Here is a 21,287-nt window from a genome sequence, read left to right on the forward strand (position 1 = left end):
GGTCGGCTCGTCGCCCGCTGGGCCGAGTGGCTGCGCCGGCGGGCCGACCTCGAGCACTGGGCGGCGTTCCGGGCCTCGTTCGACGCCCTCGCCGACCTGCTGGCCTCGGTCGGCCGCGGAGAGCGGGCGGGCACCAGTGGCACAGCTCCCGCGACCATCTGCGTGCTCTCGGGGGACGTCCACCACGCCTACGTCGCGAAGGCCGAGCTGGGTGGGACGGTGCAGTCGAAGATCTACCAGCTGACCTGCTCCCCGCTGCACAACCACGTGCCGCCGGCGATGCAGTTCGTCTTCCGCGTCACCTGGAACCGGGCCACCGAGCGGGCGGTCCGCGCGATCCTCGACGCCCTCGCCAAGGTCCCGCCGATCGGCCTCGAGTGGGAGCCGCTCAAGGGGCCCTACTTCGGCAACCAGATCGGCACCCTGCAGCTGCGTGGTCGCCACGCCGAGGTCTCCCTCGAGCAGGCCGGGATCGAGGACGACGTGCCCAGCCTCACCGGGAAGCAGGCCCAGCTGACGCTCTCCTGAACAGGCGTCAGCCGGGCCGTGGTCAGCGACCCTCGAAGGTCGCCTTGCCCGGACCCTGCTCCACGAAGGACGTCATGCCGATCTCCCGGTCCCTGGTCGCGAACAGACCGGTGAACGCGGCGCGCTCGATCGTCAGGCCCGTCTCGAGGTCGACCTCCAGTCCGCGGTCGACCGCCTCCTTGGCCGCCCGCAGCGCGTAGGCCGGGCCGCCGACGTAGCGCTCGACGCGGCGGCGCGCAGCGGCATACACCTCGTCGTCGGCACAGACCTCGTCGACCAGGCCGATCGCGAGCGCCTCGTCGGCCGGCACGAACCGGCCGCTGAAGATGATGTCCTTGGCCCGGGCCGGCCCGACCAGCCGCGGCAGTCGCTGCGTGCCACCGGCGCCGGGGATGATGCCGAGCAGGATCTCCGGCTGTCCGAGCTTGGCGCTCTCGCCGGCGACCCGGAAGTCGCACGCCATCGCGAGCTCGCAGCCGCCGCCGAGCGCGTAGCCGGTGATCGCGGCGACGGTCGGCTTCGGGATGCGGGCCACCGCCGTGAAGGAGGCCTGCAGCGTGCCGGCCCGGTCCACCATGTCGGTGTAGGAGAGCTTCTGCATCTCCTTGATGTCCGCCCCTGCGGCGAACACCTTCTCGCCCCCGTAGACCACGACCGCGGCCACGTCACGGCGCGAGGTCGCCTCCGCGGACGCCGCGCGGATCCCCTCCTGGAGGTCGCTGTCGAGCGGGTTCATCGGCGGCTTGGACAGGCGGATGGTGCCGATCCCGTCCGCCACCTCGAACCGGACGAACTCACTCACGCGGGGGCGCCCGGTTCGCCCGGCGCGCCGGGGCCGCCGGGCTCGCCGCCACCGGGCGGGGTGATGGTGCCGTCACCGAGGATCGCCTGGTGCCACATCTGCACGGCCGACAGGATCAGCTGGCTGGTGACCTCCAGCATCGCCTTGATGTCGGTCTCGGGGCGCACGACGTGCTCGCCGGTCATGACCAGGGTGCCGGAGGCGATGCCCGCCTTGATGATGTTGAGCCCGAGCGTCAGGTCGTTGCAGGTCTGCAGCTGGGTCAGCAGGTCCTGGGGGACGTCCTCGCCGATCTGCCACTGGCCGAACACGCGCATGATGTCGAAGTCGCCCTCCATGCACCGCACGAAGAGCTGCTGGCCCTGCACCTTGTACGAGACGTCGCCGTCCTCGTCGATGTCGGGGCGGAAACCCTCGTCCTGCAGCGCGTCGAGGACACGGCCGCGCAGGGGACGCTCGTCGCTGGGCGGGGGGAAGTTGGGCAGGGAGCTCGGATCAGTCATGGGCTAACGGTAACCACTGCCTAGGCTGACCACCATGCAGGCCCCACGGAGCAGCGGCGACGAGCGGCGAGGATGGAGCGGAGCGACCCAGCCGCCGCGGAACGCGGCCAGACGGATACCACGATCTCCCGACCTGCCCCCGGTGCTCGGGGCGACGATCACGCCCGAGGGCACCGACTTCGCCGTGCACGCCGGTCACGCGGATGCGGTCGAGCTGTGCCTCTTCGGAGACCGGGAGGACACGAGAGGCGAGAGCGGCCTCGAGCGCAGGATCCCGCTGGTGGAGCAGGCGCACGGCACGTGGTTCGGCAGCGTGCCTGACGTGGGTGCTGGACAGCGCTACGGCTACCGCGTGCACGGCCCCTGGCTTCCCGACGAGGGTCAGCGACACAACCCCGACAAGCTGCTGCTCGACCCCTACGCCCGGGCGGTGGACGGCGAGGTCACGTGGCGGCCGGAGGTCTTCGGCCACGTCGTGGACGAGGCCTTCCGGGGCAGCGGTGAGCAGCGCGACCCACGCGACAGCGCGCCATACGTGCCTCGCGGTGTGGTGCTCGGCGACGGCTTCGACTGGGGTGAGGACAACTCACCCTTCGTCCCCTGGGACCGCACGGTCGTCTACGAGGCGCACGTGCGCAACGTGACGGCACGACACCCCGGCGTGCCTGAGCACCTGCGCGGCACCTTTGCCGGTATGGCGCACCCCGCCGTGCTGGAGCACCTCACCTCCCTGGGGGTCACCGCCGTCGAACTGCTCCCCGTGCAGGCGTTCACCCACGAGCCGGCCCTGGTGCGGCAGGGCCTGACCAACCACTGGGGGTACAACACCCTCGGGTTCTTCGCGCCGCACGCCGCCTACGCCGCCGCCGACGACCCGCAGGGGGTGCTCGACGAGTTCAAGGGCATGGTCAAGCTGTTGCACGCCGCCGGGCTCGAGGTGCTGCTCGACGTCGTCTACAACCACACCGCGGAGCAGGGCGGGCACGAGGGAGCCACCCTCTCGTGGCGGGGATTCGACAACCGCGGTTACTACCGGCTCGACGGCCGGGGGCAGGACGTCGACGTGACCGGCTGCGGCAACACGCTGGACCTGCGCAACATCGACACCTGTCGGATGGTGCTCGACTCGCTGCGCTACTGGGTGCGCGAGATGCGGGTCGACGGGTTCCGGTTCGACCTGGCACCGGCCCTGGCCCGTGGCATGGACGACGCGTTCGACCCCGACCACCCCTTCCTGGTGGCGCTGCGCACCGATCCCCTGCTGTCCCGCGTCAAGCTGGTCGCCGAGCCGTGGGACGTGGGCCCGCACGGCTGGCACACGGGAGAGTTCCCACCGCCGTTCGCCGAGTGGAACGACCGGTTCCGCGACGGGGTGCGCACCTTCTGGCTCCCCGACGTGGCGCGGGACGCCGCGGGCCAGCCCGGCCACGGGGTGAGGGAGCTCGCGACGCGGCTGGCCGGGTCCAACGACCTCTTCGGCCCGGAGGACCGCGGTCCCCTCTCGTCGGTCAACTTCGTCACGGCCCACGACGGCTTCACGCTGGCCGACACCACGGCCTACGAGCACAAGCACAACGAGGCCAACGCGCAGGACGGCCGCGACGGCAGCGACACCAACCACACCTGGAACCACGGCACCGAGGGCCCCACGGACGACCCCCCGACGACAACGGCACGCAGGCGGTCCCTCCGCAACCTGCTGGCCACCCTGCTGTTCTCCACCGGCGTGCCGATGATCAGCTCCGGCGCCGAGCTCGGCCGCACGCAGCGGGGCAACAACAACGCCTACTGCCAGGACAACGAGATCTCTTGGCTCGACTGGGAGCTCGCCGACTGGCAGCAGGACCTGCTCGCCACCAGCCGCTTCCTGGTCGGCCTGCGCCGCGACCACCCGATCTTCCGGCAGCGCGCGTTCTTCGACGGCCGGTCGGTGCGGCCCGACGGGACGGCCTTCGACCACTGGTATGCCGCCGACGGCGCGCCGATGCACGACGGGATCTGGAACGACCCGCGGTGCCGCACCCTCCTGCTGTTCCTCGACGGCTCGTTGCTGGAGGCCGACTCGGCCCTGGTCGTCTTCCACGGCGGACACGGCGACACGGAGGTCCACCTGCCCAGCATCACCGACGTGACGTCATACGAGCTGTGGTGGGACAGCGCGCAGGAGCGCCCCGCGGCGACCTTGGTGAACGCCGCGCCGGTCGGGCCCTGCCAGGCGGTCACCGTCACCGGTGCCAGCATTCGGGTCTACCGCGCGGTGACCCACCCCTGTCGCTAGCTGCGGCGACAACGGCCTCTCGAGGGGCCGTTGGCGCCGCCTTTGTCGGAGCCCAGTCGGGAAACCCGGTTGCGCTGGGCCCCGGGGTGACGGTTCATTGGTCGGATGGCAGATGTGCGTGTGGTCCCGGCCGATGATGCCCAGCGATACCTCGACACCGACGAGCTCGTGTGGTTTGCCGAGCCCTCGGCAGAACCAGCCGCTCGGGCGCTGTCCGGGCTGCGGGAGGACCAGCGGTTCGGGGCCGAGGTCGCGGGTGGCGACCCGGCCTACTACGCCGGCGTCTACGGCGTCTACGCGCTGACCGTCACGGTGCCCGGGCCGCACGAGAGCCTGCGGCAGGTGCCCGTCAGCGGGCTCACCTTCGTGGGCGTGCACCCCGACGAACGACGCCGGGGGGTCCTGACGGCGATGTTGCAGGACCACTTCGGGCGGGTCCGTGAGGGCGACTGGTCGGGCCTGTCGGCGCTGCACGCGAGCGAGCCGTCGATCTACGGCCGACACGGCTACGGCGTCGCCTCGTGGGAGACGCGGTTGACGCTGGCGCGGGGAGCGACGCTCACCGCACCCGGGCTGGAGGAGGAGGTCCAGCAGCTCCGGACCCGGCTCGCCACGACCGGACACGCTGGTGTCGCCGCGCGGATGCGGGCGGCGGCGCTGCACGCCGGGCGGACCCGGCTCGGCTCCGTGGTGCGCGAAGAGATGACCTACGAGATGTTCGGGCGGGACACCCCGCAGACGACACGCGACAAGGAACCACAGCGCGCACTGTTCGCCGTGCGGGACGGCGTCGACGTCGGCTACGCGTGGTTCCGCCGCGCGGAGAAGTGGGAGGAAGGGCGACCCGAGGGCACCGTCAAGGTCGGCGAGCTCGTGGGTGACCCGGCGGCGGAGCTCGCGCTCGTCCGCCGCCTGGTCGACCTCGACCTCACCAGCTCGGTCGTCCTGCACGGCCGCGGCGTCGACGACCCCGTCGTCCACTGGGCCGGTGGTCCGCGCACCATCCACGGGCCGACGGCGGACAGCCTCTGGCTCCGGCTGGTCGACCTGCCCCGAGCGCTCGAGGAACGGGGCTATGCCGAGTCCGTCGACCTGGTCCTGGACGTCGAGGACGCCGCGTGCGAGTGGAACCACGGCCGGTGGCGGCTCACGGTCGGCGACGACGGCACCGCCCGGGTCGCGCGGACCGACGACGAACCGGACCTGCGGCTGACCACCCAGGTGCTCGCCTCGGTCTACCTCGGTTCACAGAGCCTCGTCGTCCGGCACACCGCGGGACTCGTGGAGGAGCTGCGCGACGGCGCGGTGCGCCGGCTGGACAAGGCGCTGCGGATGCCGCAGCCGGCGGCTGGAGCAGTGGGCTTCTGACCCCACTTTCGGGGGTGGTCGGGTGGTCAGCCCGTCGGGGCCGCGCCCGCGTGGTGGTCTGCGATCAGCCGCCGGTACCAGTGGTAGCTCGCCTTGGGGGTGCGCACCTGCGAGTCGAAGTCGACGTGCACGATGCCGAACCGCATCCGGTATCCCTCGGCCCACTCGAAGTTGTCGAGCAGCGACCAGCAGTAGTAGCCACGCACGTCGACTCCCTCGTCGATGGCCTGTGCGACGGCGCCGAGGTGGTCGGACAGGTAGCGCACCCGGAGCCGATCGTCGACGGTGCCGTCGTCCGCCACGGTGTCCAGCCCCGCCGTGCCGTTCTCGGTGATGTAGATCGGCGGCAGGCCGGGGTAGGTGTCGTGGAGCCAGACGAGCAGCCGGCGCAGCCCGTCCGCCTCCACCGGCCAGCCCATCACGGTCGTCGGCTCGTCGTCGCGCACGACCTGGGCGTAGCCGAGGTCGTCGGCCGTCCGGCGGGCGGGGTCCGGCTCGTCGTGGGGAGCCTGCTCGACGTTCAGGGGGAAGTAGTAGTTGATGCCCAGGAAGTCGATCGGGGCGCCGATGGTGGCCAGGTCTCCCTCCCGGATGAAGGACAGGTCGCTGACTCCCTCGTATGCCGTGCGCGCCAGCTCCGGGTAGCGCCCGGCAAGGACGGGGTCGCTGAACAGCAGGTTGGAGGCCAGGAGCGCGCGGTCGGCGGCGGCGCGATCCTCGGGGCGGTCCGACGCAGGGGCGACCGGCTCCAGGTTGAGGGTGATCCCGACCCGGTGGTCGGCGGCGGCGCGGTCGCGGAACTGCTGGACCACCAGGCCGTGCCCCAGCAGCAGGTGGTGCGCCGCGGCCAGGGCCCCGTCGCCTTCCCTCGCTCCGGGAGCGTGCCGCCCGGTCGCGTAGCCGAGCATCGACGAGCAGTAGGGCTCGTTGAGGGTGATCCAGCGCGTCACCCGGTCGCCGAGGTGGTCGGTGACCAGCGCGGCATACTCCGCGAAGCGCTCCGCGGTGTCCCGCAGCCGCCAGCCGCCGGCGTCCTCGAGGGCCTGCGGCAGGTCCCAGTGGTACAGAGTCGCGGTCGGTGTGATGCCACGCTCCAGCAGGGCGTCGGTCAGCCGGTCATAGAAGGCCAGACCGGCTGCGTTGGCGGGTCCCTTGCCATCCGGCTGGATCCGCGGCCACGCCACCGAGAACCGGTAGCTGTCCACGCCGAGGTCCGCCATCAGGGCGACGTCCTCGGGATAGCGGTGGTAGTGCTCGCACGCCACGTCGCCCGTGTCCCCGCCCACGACCTTGCCCGGCGTGTGGCTGAAGGTGTCCCAGATCGAGGGACTGCGTCCGTCCTCGTCGACCGCGCCCTCGATCTGGTAGGACGCCATCGCGACGCCGAACTCGAATCCCGGTGGTAGTGCGATGTCTTGGCTGCTCATCTGAATTTCCTCAGCTGGTGCGGATGGTGGGTGTGGTCTCGGCCTCGGGCGCAGGCGTGCGGATCAGCTCGAGGACCCGGACGCCGTAGGGTGGCAGGGTCACCTCGTCGACCCCGACGGCCTGCCCGATCTCGCACAGCTGGTGGCCCTGCTCGACCTCGGGTCGGACGGTGAGCTGGTGGGGTGCCTCGCTGACCAGCCAGGCAAAGCGCCGCCCGTCCTCGTGAGTCAGTCCGTCGACGAGGACGGCGGGATCGTCCACGCCCACCGGCGGGCTGAGGTCGGCGGCAGAGGCCAAAGCCCGGTAGAGCCGCCAGGTGTCCTCGGGGTTGACCCGCGCGGTCGCGGCAGCGAGGTATTCGATCGGATAGGTGCACAGGACCACCTGACCCGCGCCGATCTCGTGGCGCAGCAGGGCGGCCCGGCCGTGGGAGTCGCGGGCCAGCACTTCCGCCCCAGCGGGCTCGACCGGCAGGTGGGCCCGGCCGTGCGCGCCGCCGCCCGCTCTGAACCGCAGGGTGGCGCCGGCCGGCAGGTGCCCCCACGGGCGCTCCATCACCAGCTCGACGGTCTCGTCCTCGATCGGGTCGTTCAGCCCGTAGGTCAGCAGGGTCCGGACGCCGAAGAGCCGCTCGGTGGTCGGCCACCACGGCCCGCGCTGGAACGGGCTGTCTCCCGTGCCGTAGGACACGAACACCGTCGCACCCGACCTGGCCAGCTCATCGAGCCGGTGCCACGCCGGGGCGGTCAGCGCCTTGCACGAGGGGACGAGGTAGAGGTTGTATCCACCCGCGATGCCGTCCGTCTCGCGCTCGAAGCCGGGTCGCAGGTCTGCCTCACGCGCCGCGATGTGGGCCTGTTCCGTGGCTGAGAACACGTGCTGGCGTTCGTGCTCGTCGTGGGTGAACGGCGCGCCGATCTCGAGGTAGCTCGGCACGACCAGCGCCGTCTGCGTGGGCCACCGCTCGCAGCGGGTCGGCTCGACGGCGTCGAGAACCGTCCGGAAGGCGGCGAGCTCCCGCAGGGGCGGCTTGGGCTCGCCCGTGTTCGTGGTGATGCCGAAGTGCATCTCGAACGCGTGGTGCCGATAGGGGTCCTGGTCGACCAGGTGGTCGTAGTCGGTGTTGTTCCAGGCGATCCAGCCGGTGGCGCCACCGAGCAGGGAAAGGTGCAGGACCTGCCGGTAGTAGTGCGCCGCGTGCTCCTGTGAGACGAAGTCGCTGCTGAGCCCGAACTCCTCGAGCACGACCGGCCGGTCCGCCACCGCCGACAGCTCGCACGTCAGCGCAGCCTTGAGGTGCTGGCGCACCACGTCGTCCTCCATCGGGTAGACGTGCGGCCCGACGAAGTCGCTCATGGCGCCGAGGTCGCGCACCGAGAAGCCGTTGTCCCGGCCGGTGACCTCGATCCCCCAGGCGCCGTCACCGATGGAGACCGGCTGGGTTCCTCCCCCTGCGCGAATCGCCTGCACCATCAGCTCGGCCCAGCTCGAGACCGCTTCGCGCTCGGCCGGCTCGCCGTAGATGGGCATCTCGTTGGAGACGAGCCAGCCCGCGACCGCGGGATGGGCGGCGAATCGGGAGGTGAGCTCCCGCGCATACCAGGCTTGCCGGGCCACCATCCAGGTGTCGCGGTAGAGATCGCGACCCTGCCGCCACACCGGGTCCCAGTTCTCCCCCGACATGTGCCCGACGATGAAGGTCGGGATCGTCGTCATGCCGACCTCGCCATGGGCTTCGAGGAAGTCGGCGAACCGCTCGCACAGGGTCTCGTCGAGGCGGTGCGGCTCCGGGTGGAAGTCGGGCCAGTAGAAGAACGACCGCGTGAGACCGAGGCCGTGCTCGCGCAGCACGCGCAGCTCGGCCCTGACCACGGCACCGTCGTAGTTGCGCCACATCAGCGGCCCCCCGGTGCGGGACCAGAAGTTCACGCCCAGCCAGGTGACCGGCCGGCCGGCGACGGAGACACTGCTCCCCGGCCGCTGCATGCCGCGGCCCTGGGTGGCGGCCACTACTTGACCGCGCCGGAGGTGAGGCCCGCGACCAGGTACTTCTGCAGCAGCAGGAAGCCGATGACGACCGGCACGCTGACCACGAGTGACGCGGCCATGACCTGGTTCCAGTAGACGTTGATCTGGGTGGAGTAGGACTGCAGCCCGATGGACAGCGTCTTGGTGCTGTCGTTGGTCATCTGCGAGGCGAAGAGGATCTCGCCCCAGGAGGTCATGAACGAGTAGACCGCCACGGCGATGACGCCGGGCCGGGCCGCCGGCAGCACGATCCGGAACAGCGCCCCCATCGCACTGGTCCCGTCGACCCGCGCGGCCTCGTCGAGATCACGCGGGATCCCGTCCAGGTAGCTGGCCAGCATCCAGATCGAGAACGGCAGGGAGAAGGTCATGTAGGTGATCGTCAGGCCCACGCGGGTCTGGTAGAGCAGGGTGAACCCGAGCGTCTTGTCGATGTTGACGAAGATCAGGAACAGCGGCAGCAGGAACAGGATGCCCGGGAACATTTGTGTGGACAGCACGGTGCCGGTGAACAACCGGCGGCCGCGGAACCGGTAGCGCGACACGGCATACGCGGCAAAGATCGCGATGACGACGCTGAGGACCGTGGAGACAGTGCACACGATCAGGCTGTTGACGAAGTACCTCGCCAGCGGCACCGTGCTCCAGATGTCCACGAAGGGCCGCAGCGTCGGGTGCGTCGGCCACCAGTGGAACGCACCCTGGACGTCACCGAGCGGTTTGAGCGCCGAGGTGACCATCACATAGAGCGGGACCAGGGTGAAGGCGCCGAGGAAGATGATGGTGACCCACCGGAAGACCTTGAAGGAGCGTTGTTCATGCACGGCGCGACCTCCGGCTGGTGACGAGGAGGTAGATCCCCGTGACGACGAGGAGCAGCAGCAACAACAGCACCGACATGGCGGCGCCCAGGCCGAAGTTCCAGTTGACGAACGAGTTGCTGAAGATGTGGATCGAGATGATGTCGGCGGACGGGGGCGGGGTCGGTCCGAACAGGACGAACGGGGTGTTGAAGTCGTTGAAGGTCCACAGGAAGAGCATCAGGACGAGCACGACGTTGACCGGCTTCAGCACCCCGAGGGTGATGTACCGGACCTGCTTCCAGGTGCCGGCTCCGTCCACGGCTGCGGCCTGGTAGAGCTCGTCGGGAACGCTCTGCATCCCGGCCATGAGCATGAGGAAGGCGAAGGTCCAGGCGCGCCAGATGTTGACGACCGCCATCGACGTGAAGGCGTTGTTGCCGATCAGCCAGAAGGTCGGGGTGTCGATGACGTGCAGGTTGTCGAGCAGCACGTGGTTCACCAGGCCGTTGTCGCGCTGGAGCATGAAGCTCCAGGTGATGATGCCGGCGTAGATCGGCAGGGAGTAGGGCACGAGAAACAGCGTCCGGAGCGTGCCCTGTCCCCGGAACCTGCGCTGCAGCGCCAGGGCTCCGGCCATGCCGAAGGCCCACGCGACGGCGACCACGATCACCGTGTAGAGACAGGTGATGAGGAAGGAGTGCACCAGGCTCTTGCCGATGGAGCCCGAGAAGTCGAGCGCGATGCCGTAGTTGCCGAACCCGACGAAGGGCGCGGCCGACCAGTTCGCGATGAAGAACTGGGTCAGCTCGACGAAGCTCATCCAGACCCCGACGAGCATCGGGATGATGTGGATGATCAGCTCCAACAGCACCGCCGGCACGACCAGCAGGAACGGCGTGGCGCGCCCCCAGGACAGGGAGCGACGCCGCGCCGGTCTGCCGGTGCCGGGCTTCTGGGAAGCCTCGGCACGCGTGGTGAGGGTCATCTGCGGGTTCTCGTCAGCTCGCCGAGGCCATCTTGTCCTGGGCCTGCTGCAGGGCGGCCTTGATGTCCGCGTCGGTGACGGTCTTGCCGGTGGCGGCCTGGGCCAGCAGCCCGTTGACCGCGTTGCCGACGTTGGTCTCGAACGCCGACTCCGCGGGGACCAGAGGCAGCGGCTCGGACTTGTTGGCCAGCACCTCGGCGAAGGCCTTGGCCTCGTCCTTCTTGCTGGTGAAGTTGACCGTGCCGTTCTTGACCACCGGCAGCGCCGTGTAGGGCTTGTCGAGGATGGCCTGCTCCTCCGGACTCGTCATGAAATTCACGAATTTCAGCGCGGCGTCCTTGTTCTTGGTGTTCTTGAAGATCGACAGGTTGATGCCGGCCACGAAGCTCGCGACGTCCTTGCCGCCCGGGGGCAGCGGGTTCGGGGCGGGGATCGCGACGACGCCGTACTCGCTCGGCTTCATCCCGCCGTTGGCCTGGAGGACGTTGTCGGCGTTGTTCTGGCTCATCAGCATCGCGGCCTTGCCCTTGGCGAAGTCCGTCGGCGCCTCCGGCCCGTTCTTGTACTGCACGCTGCTCGGGTTGACGACCTTCTGGCTCATCAGGTCGACATACTGCTTCACCCCCGCGACCATCCCGGGGGTCGTGAACGTCGGCTTGCCGCTGTCGTCGAACGGCTGACCACCGTTCTGTCGGCCGAAGATGAAGGCGAAGTGGACGCTCTCGGTGTAGCTGCCGCCCTCCATGGCCATGCCGTAGACGCCCTTGCTCGGGTTGGTGAGCTTCTTGGCGTCGGTCATCAGCTCCTGCCACGTCGTGGGCGGCTGGAGCCCGGCGTCGGCGAACATCTTCTTGTTGTAGTAGAGGCCGTAGACCAGACCGTAGAGCGGCACCGAGGTCGGGTCCTTGCCCGGCGCACCGCCGGTCGCGAACGAGGCCTCGACGAACTTGTCCTTGCCGCCGACCGCGTCCAACGCCTTGCTGTCGAACGGCATGAAGGCACCGGTCGCCTGCAACGAGGCCGCCCACGTGTTGCCGATGTTGAGCACGTCCGGGCCCTGGCCGCTCGTGGTCGCCGCGAGGATCTTGTTGAGCAGGTCCGGCCAGCCGATGACCTGGAGGTCGACGTGGACCCCGGTCTGCTTCTCGAACTTCTTCAGCTCCGGGCCGAGCACCTCCTTGTCGTTCTGGATGCTCGTGCCCTGGTTGCTGGCCCAGTAGGTGATGGTGGTGCTGCCACCGGCGGTGGATCCGCTGCCACCTCCGCTCGAGGCGTTTTCTGTCGACCCCCCGCAGGCGGCCGTGGTGGCGACCGCCAGCAGGACGACGGTTGAGGCAATGGTTCGAGACTTCACGGGGACTCCCTGTGCTTCTGCGGGACCGGTCGCGTGTCCGTGTCCGGGATGATCTCTCCATTGGAGCACTTACCCGGTTCAGTTGTCAGTAGCCCGGGAGACTTCCGTTACCAAATCTTGACCTTTGCCGGCAGAGCCGACTCGGCCGGCCCTCAGCCGGCGGCTGGAGCCGGGCCGGTGCTCTCCCGGGCGCGCAGCGTGGACGGCGGCACCTGGATCAAACCGTCCCGACCGACATGGATGTGGTCGAGCAGCACGGTCGCCGCGAGGGCGCCGAAGCCGGGGGTGTCGCGCTCGAGGGCGGTCAGTGGGGGGTGCACCACCGTCGTCAGGTTGGTGTCGTCCCAGCTGATGACCGACAGGTCCCGTGGGATGCGCACGCGTCGCTGGGACGCTGCCGCCAGACCGCCGAGGGCCATGACGTCGCTGCCGTAGATGATCGCGGTGGGCGGCTGCGGAGAGTCGAGCAGTTCGCCAGTGATCTCTCCCGCCTGGGGCCCCATGTAGGACGAGGTGACGGTCGTGACCTCGAGCCCGAGGGCAGTGGCTGCCCGGCGCACCCCGCGCCGTCGCCCCCGTTCGTGCGCGAACTCCAACGGGCCGCTGATGTGTGCGATGTGCCGATGTCCTAGCTCCGCGAGATGCATGACCGCAGAACGGGAATCGGCCGCCTGGTCGGTCCACAGGCACGGGATGGAAGTGCCCTTGATCGGGCCTCCGCAGAGCACCGCCGGCACCCCGATCCGCTCCACCGCGGCGATCCGGGGGTCGTGGTAGCGCTCGTCCAGGAGGATCACCCCGTCGATGCGTCGCTCACCCCACCACCGCTCGTAGGTGCGCAGCTCCTCCTCCGGCCGGTCGCCGACCACCCGCAGCAACAGGCTGCTGCCCCGCTCCGACAGGACCCGCTCCAGACCGGCGAGGAAGCGCATGAAGAACGTCTCGACGGTGAGCAGCTCGGCGGGCCGCGAGAGCACCAGGCCGACGACCCCGGTCTGGTTGGCCGACAGTGCACGCGCGCTGCTGCTGGGGTGCCAGCCGAGCTCGGCCGCCAGCCGGGTCACCCGCTCCCGGGTCTCGGCGGCGACACCGGGTTGACCGTTGAGCGCATACGACACGGCGGCCTTGGAGATGCCGAGCCGACGCGCGAGATCGCTCATCGTCACCCGCTGCCCGCCGTTGCCCGGACCCGGTCCGGTTCTCCCCGCCTGCACGTCCATGTCCGAAGAGTCTCACTGAACCAGTTCAGTAGTCCAGTCCGGCTGCGGCCGGGATCAGGCGTTGACGACCAGTCCCAGCTCGCTGGCGTGGGCCAGACCGGCGTGCCGGGGCACGACCCGCACCGTGTAGCCGAAGGGACCGGTGCGGCTCAGCGCCAGATCGCCCTCGAACCGGTGCCGTCCCGCCTCGTAGGCCTCGCAGTGCGCCAGCGGGACGCACTCGACGTCGCTCAGCTGGTCGAGCTCGTTGGCCCGCCCGTGCACGAACTGCACCTCGACGTCGTCCGGGGAGAGGTCACCGAGCGAGACGTAGGCCAGCACGTGCAGCCGGTCGCCGATCTGGGGCGAGTCGGACAGGCCCTGCGACTCGACGTGGTCCACGTGCACCGCGGACCAGCCGTCACGCACCCGCGTGGTGTAGGCGGCGAGCTCCTTGGCGCCCGCCCAGCCCGGTCGCTCCATCGCCCAGCCGGCCCTGGCCGCGGGCACGTAGAGACGCTCGGTGTATTCGCGCACCATCCGTGAGGCCAGGACCTTGGGCCCCAGCGTGTTGAGGGTGTGCCTGATCATGGACAGCCAGCGCGCCGGCAGCTTGCCGTCGGCGACGTCGTAGAAGCGGGGCACGACCTGTCCTTCGATCAAGTCGTAGAGGGCCGCGGCCTCGATGTCGTCGCGCCGGTCGGCGTCCTCGACGCCGTCCGCCGTGGGGATCGCCCAGCCGTTCTCGCCGTCGTACCACTCGTCCCACCAGCCATCCAGGATGGACAGGTTGAGCGCGCCGTTGAGGGCCGCCTTCATCCCCGAGGTGCCGCACGCCTCGAACGGCCGCAGGGGGTTGTTCAGCCACACGTCGCACCCCGGGTAGAGGTACTGCGCCATGGCGATGTCGTAGTTGGGCAGGAAGACGATGCGGTGCCTGATCTCGGGGTCGTCGGCGAACTGCACCATCTGCTGGATCAGCTTCTTGCCGGTCTCGTCCGCCGGGTGTGCCTTGCCGGCGATCACGAGCTGGATCGGCCGCTCCGGGTCGAGCAGCAGCTTCTTCAGCCGGTCCGGGTCGCGCAGCATCAGCGTGAGCCGCTTGTACGTCGGCACCCGGCGGGCGAACCCGATGGTGAGCACGTCCGGGTCGAGCACCTCGTCCACCCAGCTGAGCTCCGCGGCCGTCGAGCCACGCTTGAGCCACGAGGACCGCACCCGCCTCCGGGCCTCGGTCACGAGCTGGTTGCGCAGCTCGCGTTTGGTCGCCCAGAGGTCTTCGGCGGGGATCTGGTCGATCGACTCCCACGCGTCGTCGCGCTCCAGGTCGGTGGAGCCGAGGTGACGCTCGGCCAGGTCATAGACCAGCCGGTCGACCCACGTCGGCGCGTGCACCCCGTTGGTGATGCTGGTGATCGGCACCTCGACGTCGTCGAAGCCGGGCCACAGGCCGTCGAACATCTCCCGGCTGACGACCCCGTGCAGCTTCGACACACCGTTGGCCCGCTGGGCCAGCCGCAGCCCCATGACGGCCATGTTGAACACGTCGAGCTGGCCACCGGGGTAGGTCTCGGCGCCCAGCGCCACGAGCTGGTCCACCGGGACGCCCGGCAGCGCGTTGTGGCCGCCGAAGTAGAGCTCGATCTGGTCCTTCCCGAACCGGTCGATGCCGGCCGGCACGGGGGTGTGGGTGGTGAAGACCGTGGCCGCCCGCACCGCCTGCACGGCCTCGTCGAAGGTGAGTCCGTGGCCGGTGACGAGCTCACTGATCCGCTCGATGCCGAGGAAGCCCGCGTGGCCCTCGTTGGTGTGGTAGACGTCCGGGTCCGGCGCACCGGTCAACCGCGACCACAGCCGCAGGGCCCGCACCCCGCCGATCCCGAGCAGCAGCTCCTGCTGGAGGCGCTGCTCCCCGCCACCGCCGTAGAGGCGGTGGGTGAGGTCTCGGGCCGCGTCGTCGTTCTGCGGCACGTCCGAGTCGAGCAGCAGCAGCGGGACCCGACCGACCTCGGCCTTCCACACGTGGGCGTGCAGCACCCGTCCGGCAGGCAGCTCCACCGTGACCGCGCAGGGGCTGCCGTCCTGTTCCCGCAGCAACGACAGGGGCAGGTCGTCGGGGTCCAGCACGGGATAGGTCTCCTGCTGCCACCCGGCCGCGTCCAGGGACTGCTTGAAGTAGCCGGTCTTGTAGAACAGGCCCACGCCGACGATCGGCACGCCGAGGTCGGACGCCGTCTTCAGGTGGTCACCGGCGAGGATGCCGAGGCCCCCGGAGTACTGCGGAAGGGCCGCGGTGATGCCGTACTCCGGGCTGAAGTAGGCGATGCTGCGCGGGTGCGCGTCCGCGCCGCCCTCCTGCTGCTGCGACCACTGCTGGTACCACCGGGGACGTTCGAGGTACCGACGCAGCCCGGCCGCGGCCTGGTCCACCCGATCCACGAAGGCGTCGTCGGCGGCGAGTCCCTGCAGCTCGTCGGCCGAGAGCGCTGACAGCAAACCGGAGGGCTCGCGGCGCACTGCCTCCCAGCGCTGCGGGTCGATGCTCTGGAAGAGGTCGCGGGTCTGGGGATGCCACGACCACCGCAGGTTCATCGCCAGGTCACCGAGAGCGGAGATGCGCTCGGGCAGGACGGTGCGCACGTTGAAACGTCGGATTGCCTTCACGGGCCAAGAGCATAGGCGGCTGGGTGCCCGGCCGGGCACCCAGCCACGGACCCGTCCGCCATCTGGAAGGCACCGTCTCGCGGCCGGGCCGAGCCTGCGCCCCGCACGCTCCCGCACCCTCGTGGGCGCGGGCCGCTCGCGTTTGGCCGCGGAACGAGTAGCGTCTGCTGCGTGACAGCCCGCGCCACGACTGCCAGCCCTCTGACCGCCGCTGCCCAGATCCCCGTGGGCCGCATTCCCGTGCAGGACGTCCGACCCTGCGTCGACTGCGGAGACAGACCCGCCAAGTCGGTGGTCGGCGAGCAGTTCGACGTCACCGCCACCGTCTTCCGGGAGGGCCACGACGCGGTGAACGCCACCGTGGTGCTCACCGGTCCGGACGGCAGCGAGCAGCACGTGCCGATGACCCTCGTCTCCGCCGGCCTCGACCACTGGTCCGCGGTCGTCGGCGCCGACGGGGTCGGGATGTGGTCCTACCGGGTGGAGGGCTGGTCGGACCCCTATCGCACCTGGGAGCACGACGCCTCCATCAAGGTCGCCGCCGAGGTCGACACCGAGCTCATGCTCGAGGAGGGCGCCCGGGTCCTCGAACGGGCCGTCACGGAGGTCACCCGCACGCCCGAGCAGGCGCAGCCGCTGCGCGACGCCGTGGTCGCGCTGCGCGATGTGAGCAGACCTGCCATGGTCCGGCTCGAGGCCGGCACCTCGCCCCAGGTGGAGCGCGAGATCGCGGCGCGCCCCTTGCGGGACCTGGTCAGCCCCAGCAAGGAGCACCCCTGGCTCGTCGAGCGGGAACGAGCGTTGTATGGCGCGTGGTACGAGATCTTCCCCCGCTCCGAGGGCGCGTGGCAGGACGAGGAGACGGGACGGTGGACGTCCGGGACGCTCGAGACCGCGGCGCAGCGGCTGCCCGCCATCGCCGACATGGGCTTCGACGTGGTCTACCTCACGCCGGTCCACCCGATCGGGATGGTGGGCCGCAAGGGTCCCAACAACACTCTGTCCGCGGACGAGCACGATCCCGGCTCCCCCTATGCCATCGGTTCGGCCGAGGGTGGGCACGACGCCATCCACGCCGACCTGGGCGACTTCGACGACTTCGACGCCTTCGTGGGCAGGGCCGAGAGCCTGGGGCTGGAGGTCGCGCTCGACCTGGCCCTGCAGTGCGCACCGGACCACCCATGGGTCACGTCCCACCCGGAGTGGTTCACCACGCGGGCCGACGGCACCATTGCCTACGCGGAGAACCCGCCCAAGAAGTACCAGGACATCTACCCGCTGAACTTCGACAACGACCCGGAGGGCATCTACGCCGAGGTGCGCCGGGTGGTCCAGGTCTGGATCGACCACGGCGTCAAGATCTTCCGGGTCGACAACCCCCACACCAAACCGTTGGAGTTCTGGCAGTGGCTGATCAGCGATGTCGCCGTCGACACACCGGACGTCATCTGGCTGGCCGAGGCGTTCACCCGCCCGGCGATGATGCACGCGCTGGCCAAGGTGGGTTTCCAGCAGTCCTACACCTACTACGCCTGGCGCAACACGACGTGGGAGCTGGAGGAATACGTCCGGGAGCTCGCGGGTGAGTCCGCGACCTACATGCGCCCGTCCTTCTGGCCGACGACCCACGACATCCTCACGCCCTACATGCAGTACGGCGGCCCAACCGCCTGGAAGGTGCGCGCCGCGCTCGCCGCAACCATGGTGCCGACCTACGGGATCTATGCCGGCTACGAGCACGTCGAGCACGTGGCCCGGCCGGGCGCCGAGGAGCAGATCGACAACGAGAAGTACGAGTACAAGGACCGCAAGTGGTTCGAGCGCGAGCCGGGCGGCGCCCGCGCCGGCCAGACGCTGGCGCCCTATCTCAAGCGGCTCAACGAGATCCGCGCCGCGCACCCGTCCCTGCACTGGTTGCGCAACATCTCCTTCCACCACGTCGACGACGAGAACCTCCTCGCCTTCTCCAAGCGAAGGACCGTCGACGGCCGCGACGACGTGGTCATCGTCGTCGCCAACGTCGACCCCCATGCGACCCGCGAGTCATGGCTGCACCTCGACATGCACGCCCTGGGCATGGAGCACGACGAGTCCTTCCTCGCCCACGACCTGGTCACCGGGGACTCCTGGCACTGGGGGGAGCACAACTTCGTCAGACTCGGCCCGGACGGCGAACCGGCGCACATCATCCACGTGAGGAGGTTCTGATGCAGGGTCTCAACCTGGCCCAGCCGGGCCTCAAGCACGACCCCGACTGGTTCCGCAAGGCTGTCTTCTACGAGGTCCTCGTCCGCGCCTTCGACGACTCCAACGGTTCGGGCGCCGGCGACTTCAGCGGCCTGGTGGGCAGGCTGGACTACCTGCAGTGGCTCGGCATCGACGCCCTCTGGCTGCCCCCGTTCTACGCCTCGCCGTTGCGCGACGGTGGTTACGACATCGCCGACTACACGGCCGTGCTGCCCGAGTTCGGCACCCTGCCGGAGTTCACCGAGCTGGTCTCGCAGGCGCACGCGCGCGGAATCCGGATCGTCACCGACCTGGTCATGAACCACACCTCCGACCAGCACCCGTGGTTTCAGGCCTCGCGCGCCGACCCGGAGGGTCCCTTCGGCGACTTCTACGTCTGGTCCGACACCGACGACAAGTACTCCGACGCCCGGATCATCTTCGTGGACACCGAGGTCTCCAACTGGACCTTCGACCCGGTCCGCAGACAGTTCTTCTGGCACCGGTTCTTCTCCCACCAGCCCGACCTCAACTTCGAGAACCCCGCAGTCCAGGAGGCGATGTTCGACGTCGTGCGTTTCTGGATGGACATGGGGATCGACGGGTTCCGCCTCGACGCCGTCCCCTACCTGTTCGAGGAGGAGGGCACCAACTGCGAGAACCTCCCGCGGACGCACGAGTTCCTCGCGTCGCTGCGGGCCATGGTCGACGAGGAGTACCCCGGCCGGATCCTGTTGGCCGAGGCCAACCAGCTCCCCTCCGAGGTGGTCGACTACTTCGGCACACCGGAAGCACCGGAGTGCCAGATGTGCTTCCACTTCCCCGTCATGCCTCGGCTCTACTACTCGCTGCGCGAGGAGAAGGCCGCGCCGATCATTGACGTGCTGGCACAGACACCACCCATCCCACCGGGCACGCAGTGGGGGACCTTCCTGCGCAACCACGACGAGCTCACCCTCGAGATGGTCTCGCCGGAGGAGCGCGTCGCCATGTACGGCTGGTACGCGCCCGACCCGCGGATGCGCGCCAACGTCGGCATCCGCCGCCGACTCGCGCCGTTGCTCGACAACAGCCGGGCCGAGATCGAGCTGATCAACGCCCTCCTGCTGTCCCTGCCCGGTTCGCCCTGCCTCTACTACGGCGACGAGATCGGCATGGGCGACAACATCTGGCTCACCGACCGCGACGCCGTCCGCACCCCGATGCAGTGGACGCCCGACCGCAACGCCGGCTTCTCCTCCGTGGACCCGGGCAAGCTCTACCTCCCGGTCATCTCGAGCCTGATCTACCACTACAACAATGTCAACGTCGAGGCCAACATGGCCTCTGGCGCCTCACTGTTGCACTGGATGCGCGGCATGCTGCAGGTCAGGTCGCGGCACCCGGTCTTCGGGATGGGGGTCTTCGAGTCATGCACCGCAGACAACGAGGCGGTGCTGGCGTTCACCCGCGCGATGGACCCCCAGGAGAGCTCGGAGGTCGAGGGCTTCGCCAGCGTGCTGTGCGTCAACAACATGTCCAGCCGGCCGCAGGCCACGACGATCCGTCTCCCGGACGTGTTCAAGGGCCGCCAGCTGGTCGACCTCTTCGGCGGCACCGGCTTTCCCCCCGTCTCCGACGACGGTTCGGTCATGCTGACCCTCGGGTCACGCGACTTCTTCTGGCTGGGCCTGCAGGCTCCGGGAGGCCTCGTCCATGGCTGAGGTCCACCACCACGCGACGCTGACGCCGACCAAGCTCGAGCTCCTGCCGGACTGGATGGCACGTCAACGCTGGTATGCCGCGAAGGGTCACCAGCCACGGTTGCGCTCGCTCTGGTCGTGGCGGCTCGACGACCCGAGCGGTGCGGTCGGCATCGAGATCCTCGTGGTGGCTGACGACTCGGGCACCCGTCCGGTCGTCTACCAGGTGCCGTTGACCTATCGCGGTGCGCCCCTGGAGGGTGCCGACCATGCCCTGGTCGGCACGCTGCAACACAGCGTCCTCGGACGACGCTGGGTCTATGACGCGCCGCACGACCCCGTGTTCACCACCCAGCTGCTCGAGCTCGTGCTGGGACGAGTGACCGCCCAGGCCGGCAGCGTCTCGGACACGCCCGAGCCTGCCGTGGTCGCCCGCTGTGCCGCCGTGGCCCCGGACCTTCGGGTCCTGGACTCCCACGTGCTCTCGGGCGAGCAGTCGAACACCTCGGTCATCTACGACGCCGTCGACACTGCCGGGGCGCCACGACCGGTGATCGGCAAGCTGTTTCGCGTGCTGCACTGCGGCGAGAACCCCGACGTCGTCCTGCAGACGGCTCTGGCCGAGGCAGGGTGCGACCGTGTGCCGACCCCCGTCGGCGACGTGAGCGCCGCATGGCCCGACGAGTCCGTCGCAGGAGGCACCGCGCGTGGGCACGTCGCCTTCGTGCAGGAGTTCCTCCCAGGGGTGCAGGACGCCTGGCGTGAGGCGCTGGCGGCGGCACACGAGGACCGCGACTTCAGCGCCGGCGCCCGGGCGCTCGGACGCGCCACGGCCGAGGTGCACCAGGTCCTCGCCACCGTGCTGCCCACCGAGGCGCCGACTCCCCAGCAGAAGTCGGAGCTGGTGGAACGCATGCGTGCCCGGCTGCGTGACGCGATCGCGAGTGTGCCGTCGCTGGCGGGTGCGGCGGACGCCGTCGACGACCTCTACGTCGCCGCTGAGCGTGCGGACTGGCCCGTCCTGCAACGGATCCACGGCGACTACCACCTGGGGCAGGTGCTCGACGCCCCGGGGCGGGGATGGGTGCTGCTCGACTTCGAGGGCGAGCCGATGCGCCCCCTCGCCGAGCGCTCCGAGCCGGACGTGGCACTGCGCGACGTAGCGGGCATGCTGCGGTCGCTCGACTACGCTGCCGGGTCGGTCGCCAAGGACAACGGTCTCGACCGGGCCCGTTGGGCCACGGCGGCACGAACGGCGTTCCTCGAGGGTTACGGCGAGTCGGCAGGACGTGATCCGCGCGCCGACGCCCCTGTGCTGGACGCCCTCGAGCTCGACAAGGCGCTCTACGAGGTGGTCTACGAGGCCCACAACCGACCGAGCTGGATCTCCATCCCCACGACCGCGATCGCCCGCCTCGTCGCGGGCTCGAGGAGCTGAC

General features: G+C 69.8%; 14 protein-coding genes and 1 pseudogene. 6 read left to right on the top strand and 9 right to left on the bottom strand.

What is annotated here, in order from left to right; translation table 11 throughout:
* Positions 1 to 528: pseudogene (locus FRW57_RS22935) on the top strand (hypothetical protein); the annotation flags it as partial.
* 22 nt (positions 529 to 550) lie between these two features.
* On the opposite strand, the gene FRW57_RS02920 reads toward FRW57_RS22935, so the two are convergent.
* Positions 551 to 1,330: an enoyl-CoA hydratase/isomerase family protein gene (locus FRW57_RS02920; protein WP_137123168.1), complete on the bottom strand. Its 780-nt coding sequence runs from the start codon at positions 1,328 to 1,330 to the stop codon at positions 551 to 553.
* Entirely contained in the window at positions 1,327 to 1,833 is a 507-nt protein-coding gene (locus FRW57_RS02925) for a hypothetical protein (protein WP_202911697.1), read from the bottom strand. The genes FRW57_RS02920 and FRW57_RS02925 overlap by 4 nt, the downstream gene beginning before the upstream one ends.
* A gap of 34 nt (positions 1,834 to 1,867) precedes the next feature.
* Between FRW57_RS02925 and glgX the strand changes: the two genes are divergently transcribed.
* Both glgX and FRW57_RS02935 read left to right on the top strand, forming a co-directional pair.
* Positions 1,868 to 4,111, top strand: coding sequence for a glycogen debranching protein GlgX (gene glgX / locus FRW57_RS02930; protein ID WP_152185248.1), 2,244 nt, complete (start codon positions 1,868 to 1,870; stop codon positions 4,109 to 4,111).
* Positions 4,112 to 4,216: 105 nt separating this feature from the next.
* A complete protein-coding gene (locus FRW57_RS02935; RefSeq protein WP_137122868.1) occupies positions 4,217 to 5,479 on the top strand; it encodes a GNAT family N-acetyltransferase in 1,263 nt (420 codons plus the stop codon).
* 26 nt (positions 5,480 to 5,505) lie between these two features.
* Here the strand turns inward: FRW57_RS02935 and FRW57_RS02940 are convergent, their stop codons facing one another.
* The 7 genes from FRW57_RS02940 to glgP all read right to left on the bottom strand — a co-directional run bounded on the left by FRW57_RS02940 (position 5,506) and on the right by glgP (position 15,940).
* Positions 5,506 to 6,906: a GH1 family beta-glucosidase gene (locus tag FRW57_RS02940; RefSeq protein WP_137122867.1), complete on the bottom strand. Its 1,401-nt coding sequence runs from the start codon at positions 6,904 to 6,906 to the stop codon at positions 5,506 to 5,508.
* A gap of 10 nt (positions 6,907 to 6,916) precedes the next feature.
* Positions 6,917 to 8,917 carry a cellulase family glycosylhydrolase gene (locus FRW57_RS02945; protein ID WP_238384811.1) on the bottom strand — a complete coding sequence of 667 codons (2,001 nt, stop codon included), beginning with the start codon at positions 8,915 to 8,917 and terminating at the stop codon, positions 6,917 to 6,919.
* Positions 8,917 to 9,759: a carbohydrate ABC transporter permease gene (locus tag FRW57_RS02950; protein WP_202911656.1), complete on the bottom strand. Its 843-nt coding sequence runs from the start codon at positions 9,757 to 9,759 to the stop codon at positions 8,917 to 8,919. The genes FRW57_RS02945 and FRW57_RS02950 overlap by 1 nt, the downstream gene beginning before the upstream one ends.
* Entirely contained in the window at positions 9,752 to 10,723 is a 972-nt protein-coding gene (locus tag FRW57_RS02955) for a carbohydrate ABC transporter permease (protein WP_137122866.1), read from the bottom strand. The genes FRW57_RS02950 and FRW57_RS02955 overlap by 8 nt, the downstream gene beginning before the upstream one ends.
* 13 nt (positions 10,724 to 10,736) lie before the next feature.
* Positions 10,737 to 12,077 (bottom strand): ABC transporter substrate-binding protein, encoded by a 1,341-nt coding sequence (locus tag FRW57_RS02960; RefSeq protein WP_152185249.1) that lies wholly within the window; start codon positions 12,075 to 12,077, stop codon positions 10,737 to 10,739.
* A gap of 152 nt (positions 12,078 to 12,229) precedes the next feature.
* On the bottom strand, positions 12,230 to 13,297 hold the full coding sequence (locus FRW57_RS02965) for a LacI family DNA-binding transcriptional regulator (protein ID WP_152185250.1): 1,068 nt from the start codon (positions 13,295 to 13,297) through the stop codon (positions 12,230 to 12,232).
* Between the two features lie 54 nt (positions 13,298 to 13,351).
* Positions 13,352 to 15,940, bottom strand: a complete 2,589-nt coding sequence (gene glgP / locus FRW57_RS02970) for an alpha-glucan family phosphorylase (protein WP_152185251.1) — start codon at positions 15,938 to 15,940, stop codon at positions 13,352 to 13,354.
* A 171-nt stretch (positions 15,941 to 16,111) separates the two neighbouring features.
* Between glgP and FRW57_RS02975 the strand changes: the two genes are divergently transcribed.
* From FRW57_RS02975 to FRW57_RS24860, 3 genes are read left to right on the top strand one after another with little or no spacing between them, the layout of a single operon-like run.
* Positions 16,112 to 18,148, top strand: a complete 2,037-nt coding sequence (locus FRW57_RS02975; protein WP_275263090.1) for an alpha-1,4-glucan--maltose-1-phosphate maltosyltransferase — start codon at positions 16,112 to 16,114, stop codon at positions 18,146 to 18,148.
* On the top strand, positions 18,148 to 19,869 hold the full coding sequence (gene treS, locus FRW57_RS02980) for a maltose alpha-D-glucosyltransferase (RefSeq protein ID WP_137122862.1): 1,722 nt from the start codon (positions 18,148 to 18,150) through the stop codon (positions 19,867 to 19,869). Before FRW57_RS02975 ends, treS begins: the two co-directional genes overlap by 1 nt.
* Positions 19,862 to 21,286, top strand: a complete 1,425-nt coding sequence (locus FRW57_RS24860) for a maltokinase N-terminal cap-like domain-containing protein (RefSeq protein ID WP_152185252.1) — start codon at positions 19,862 to 19,864, stop codon at positions 21,284 to 21,286. Before treS ends, FRW57_RS24860 begins: the two co-directional genes overlap by 8 nt.
* Position 21,287: the final 1 nt, after the last annotated feature.

The organism is Segeticoccus rhizosphaerae (assembly GCF_009192725.1).
Lineage (GTDB): Bacteria > Actinomycetota > Actinomycetes > Actinomycetales > Dermatophilaceae > Segeticoccus > Segeticoccus rhizosphaerae.

Bases quoted from the DNA above. Each gene is read 5' to 3' on its own strand.
- FRW57_RS02925 (WP_202911697.1), bottom strand. From the start codon at position 1,833: ATGACTGATCCGAGCTCCCTGCCCAACTTCCCCCCGCCCAGCGACGAG.
- glgX (WP_152185248.1), top strand. From the start codon at position 1,868: ATGCAGGCCCCACGGAGCAGCGGCGACGAGCGGCGAGGATGGAGCGGA.
- FRW57_RS02935 (WP_137122868.1), top strand. From the start codon at position 4,217: ATGGCAGATGTGCGTGTGGTCCCGGCCGATGATGCCCAGCGATACCTC.
- FRW57_RS02940 (WP_137122867.1), bottom strand. From the start codon at position 6,906: ATGAGCAGCCAAGACATCGCACTACCACCGGGATTCGAGTTCGGCGTC.
- FRW57_RS02955 (WP_137122866.1), bottom strand. From the start codon at position 10,723: ATGACCCTCACCACGCGTGCCGAGGCTTCCCAGAAGCCCGGCACCGGC.
- FRW57_RS02965 (WP_152185250.1), bottom strand. From the start codon at position 13,297: ATGGACGTGCAGGCGGGGAGAACCGGACCGGGTCCGGGCAACGGCGGG.
- treS (WP_137122862.1), top strand. From the start codon at position 18,148: ATGCAGGGTCTCAACCTGGCCCAGCCGGGCCTCAAGCACGACCCCGAC.
- FRW57_RS24860 (WP_152185252.1), top strand. From the start codon at position 19,862: ATGGCTGAGGTCCACCACCACGCGACGCTGACGCCGACCAAGCTCGAG.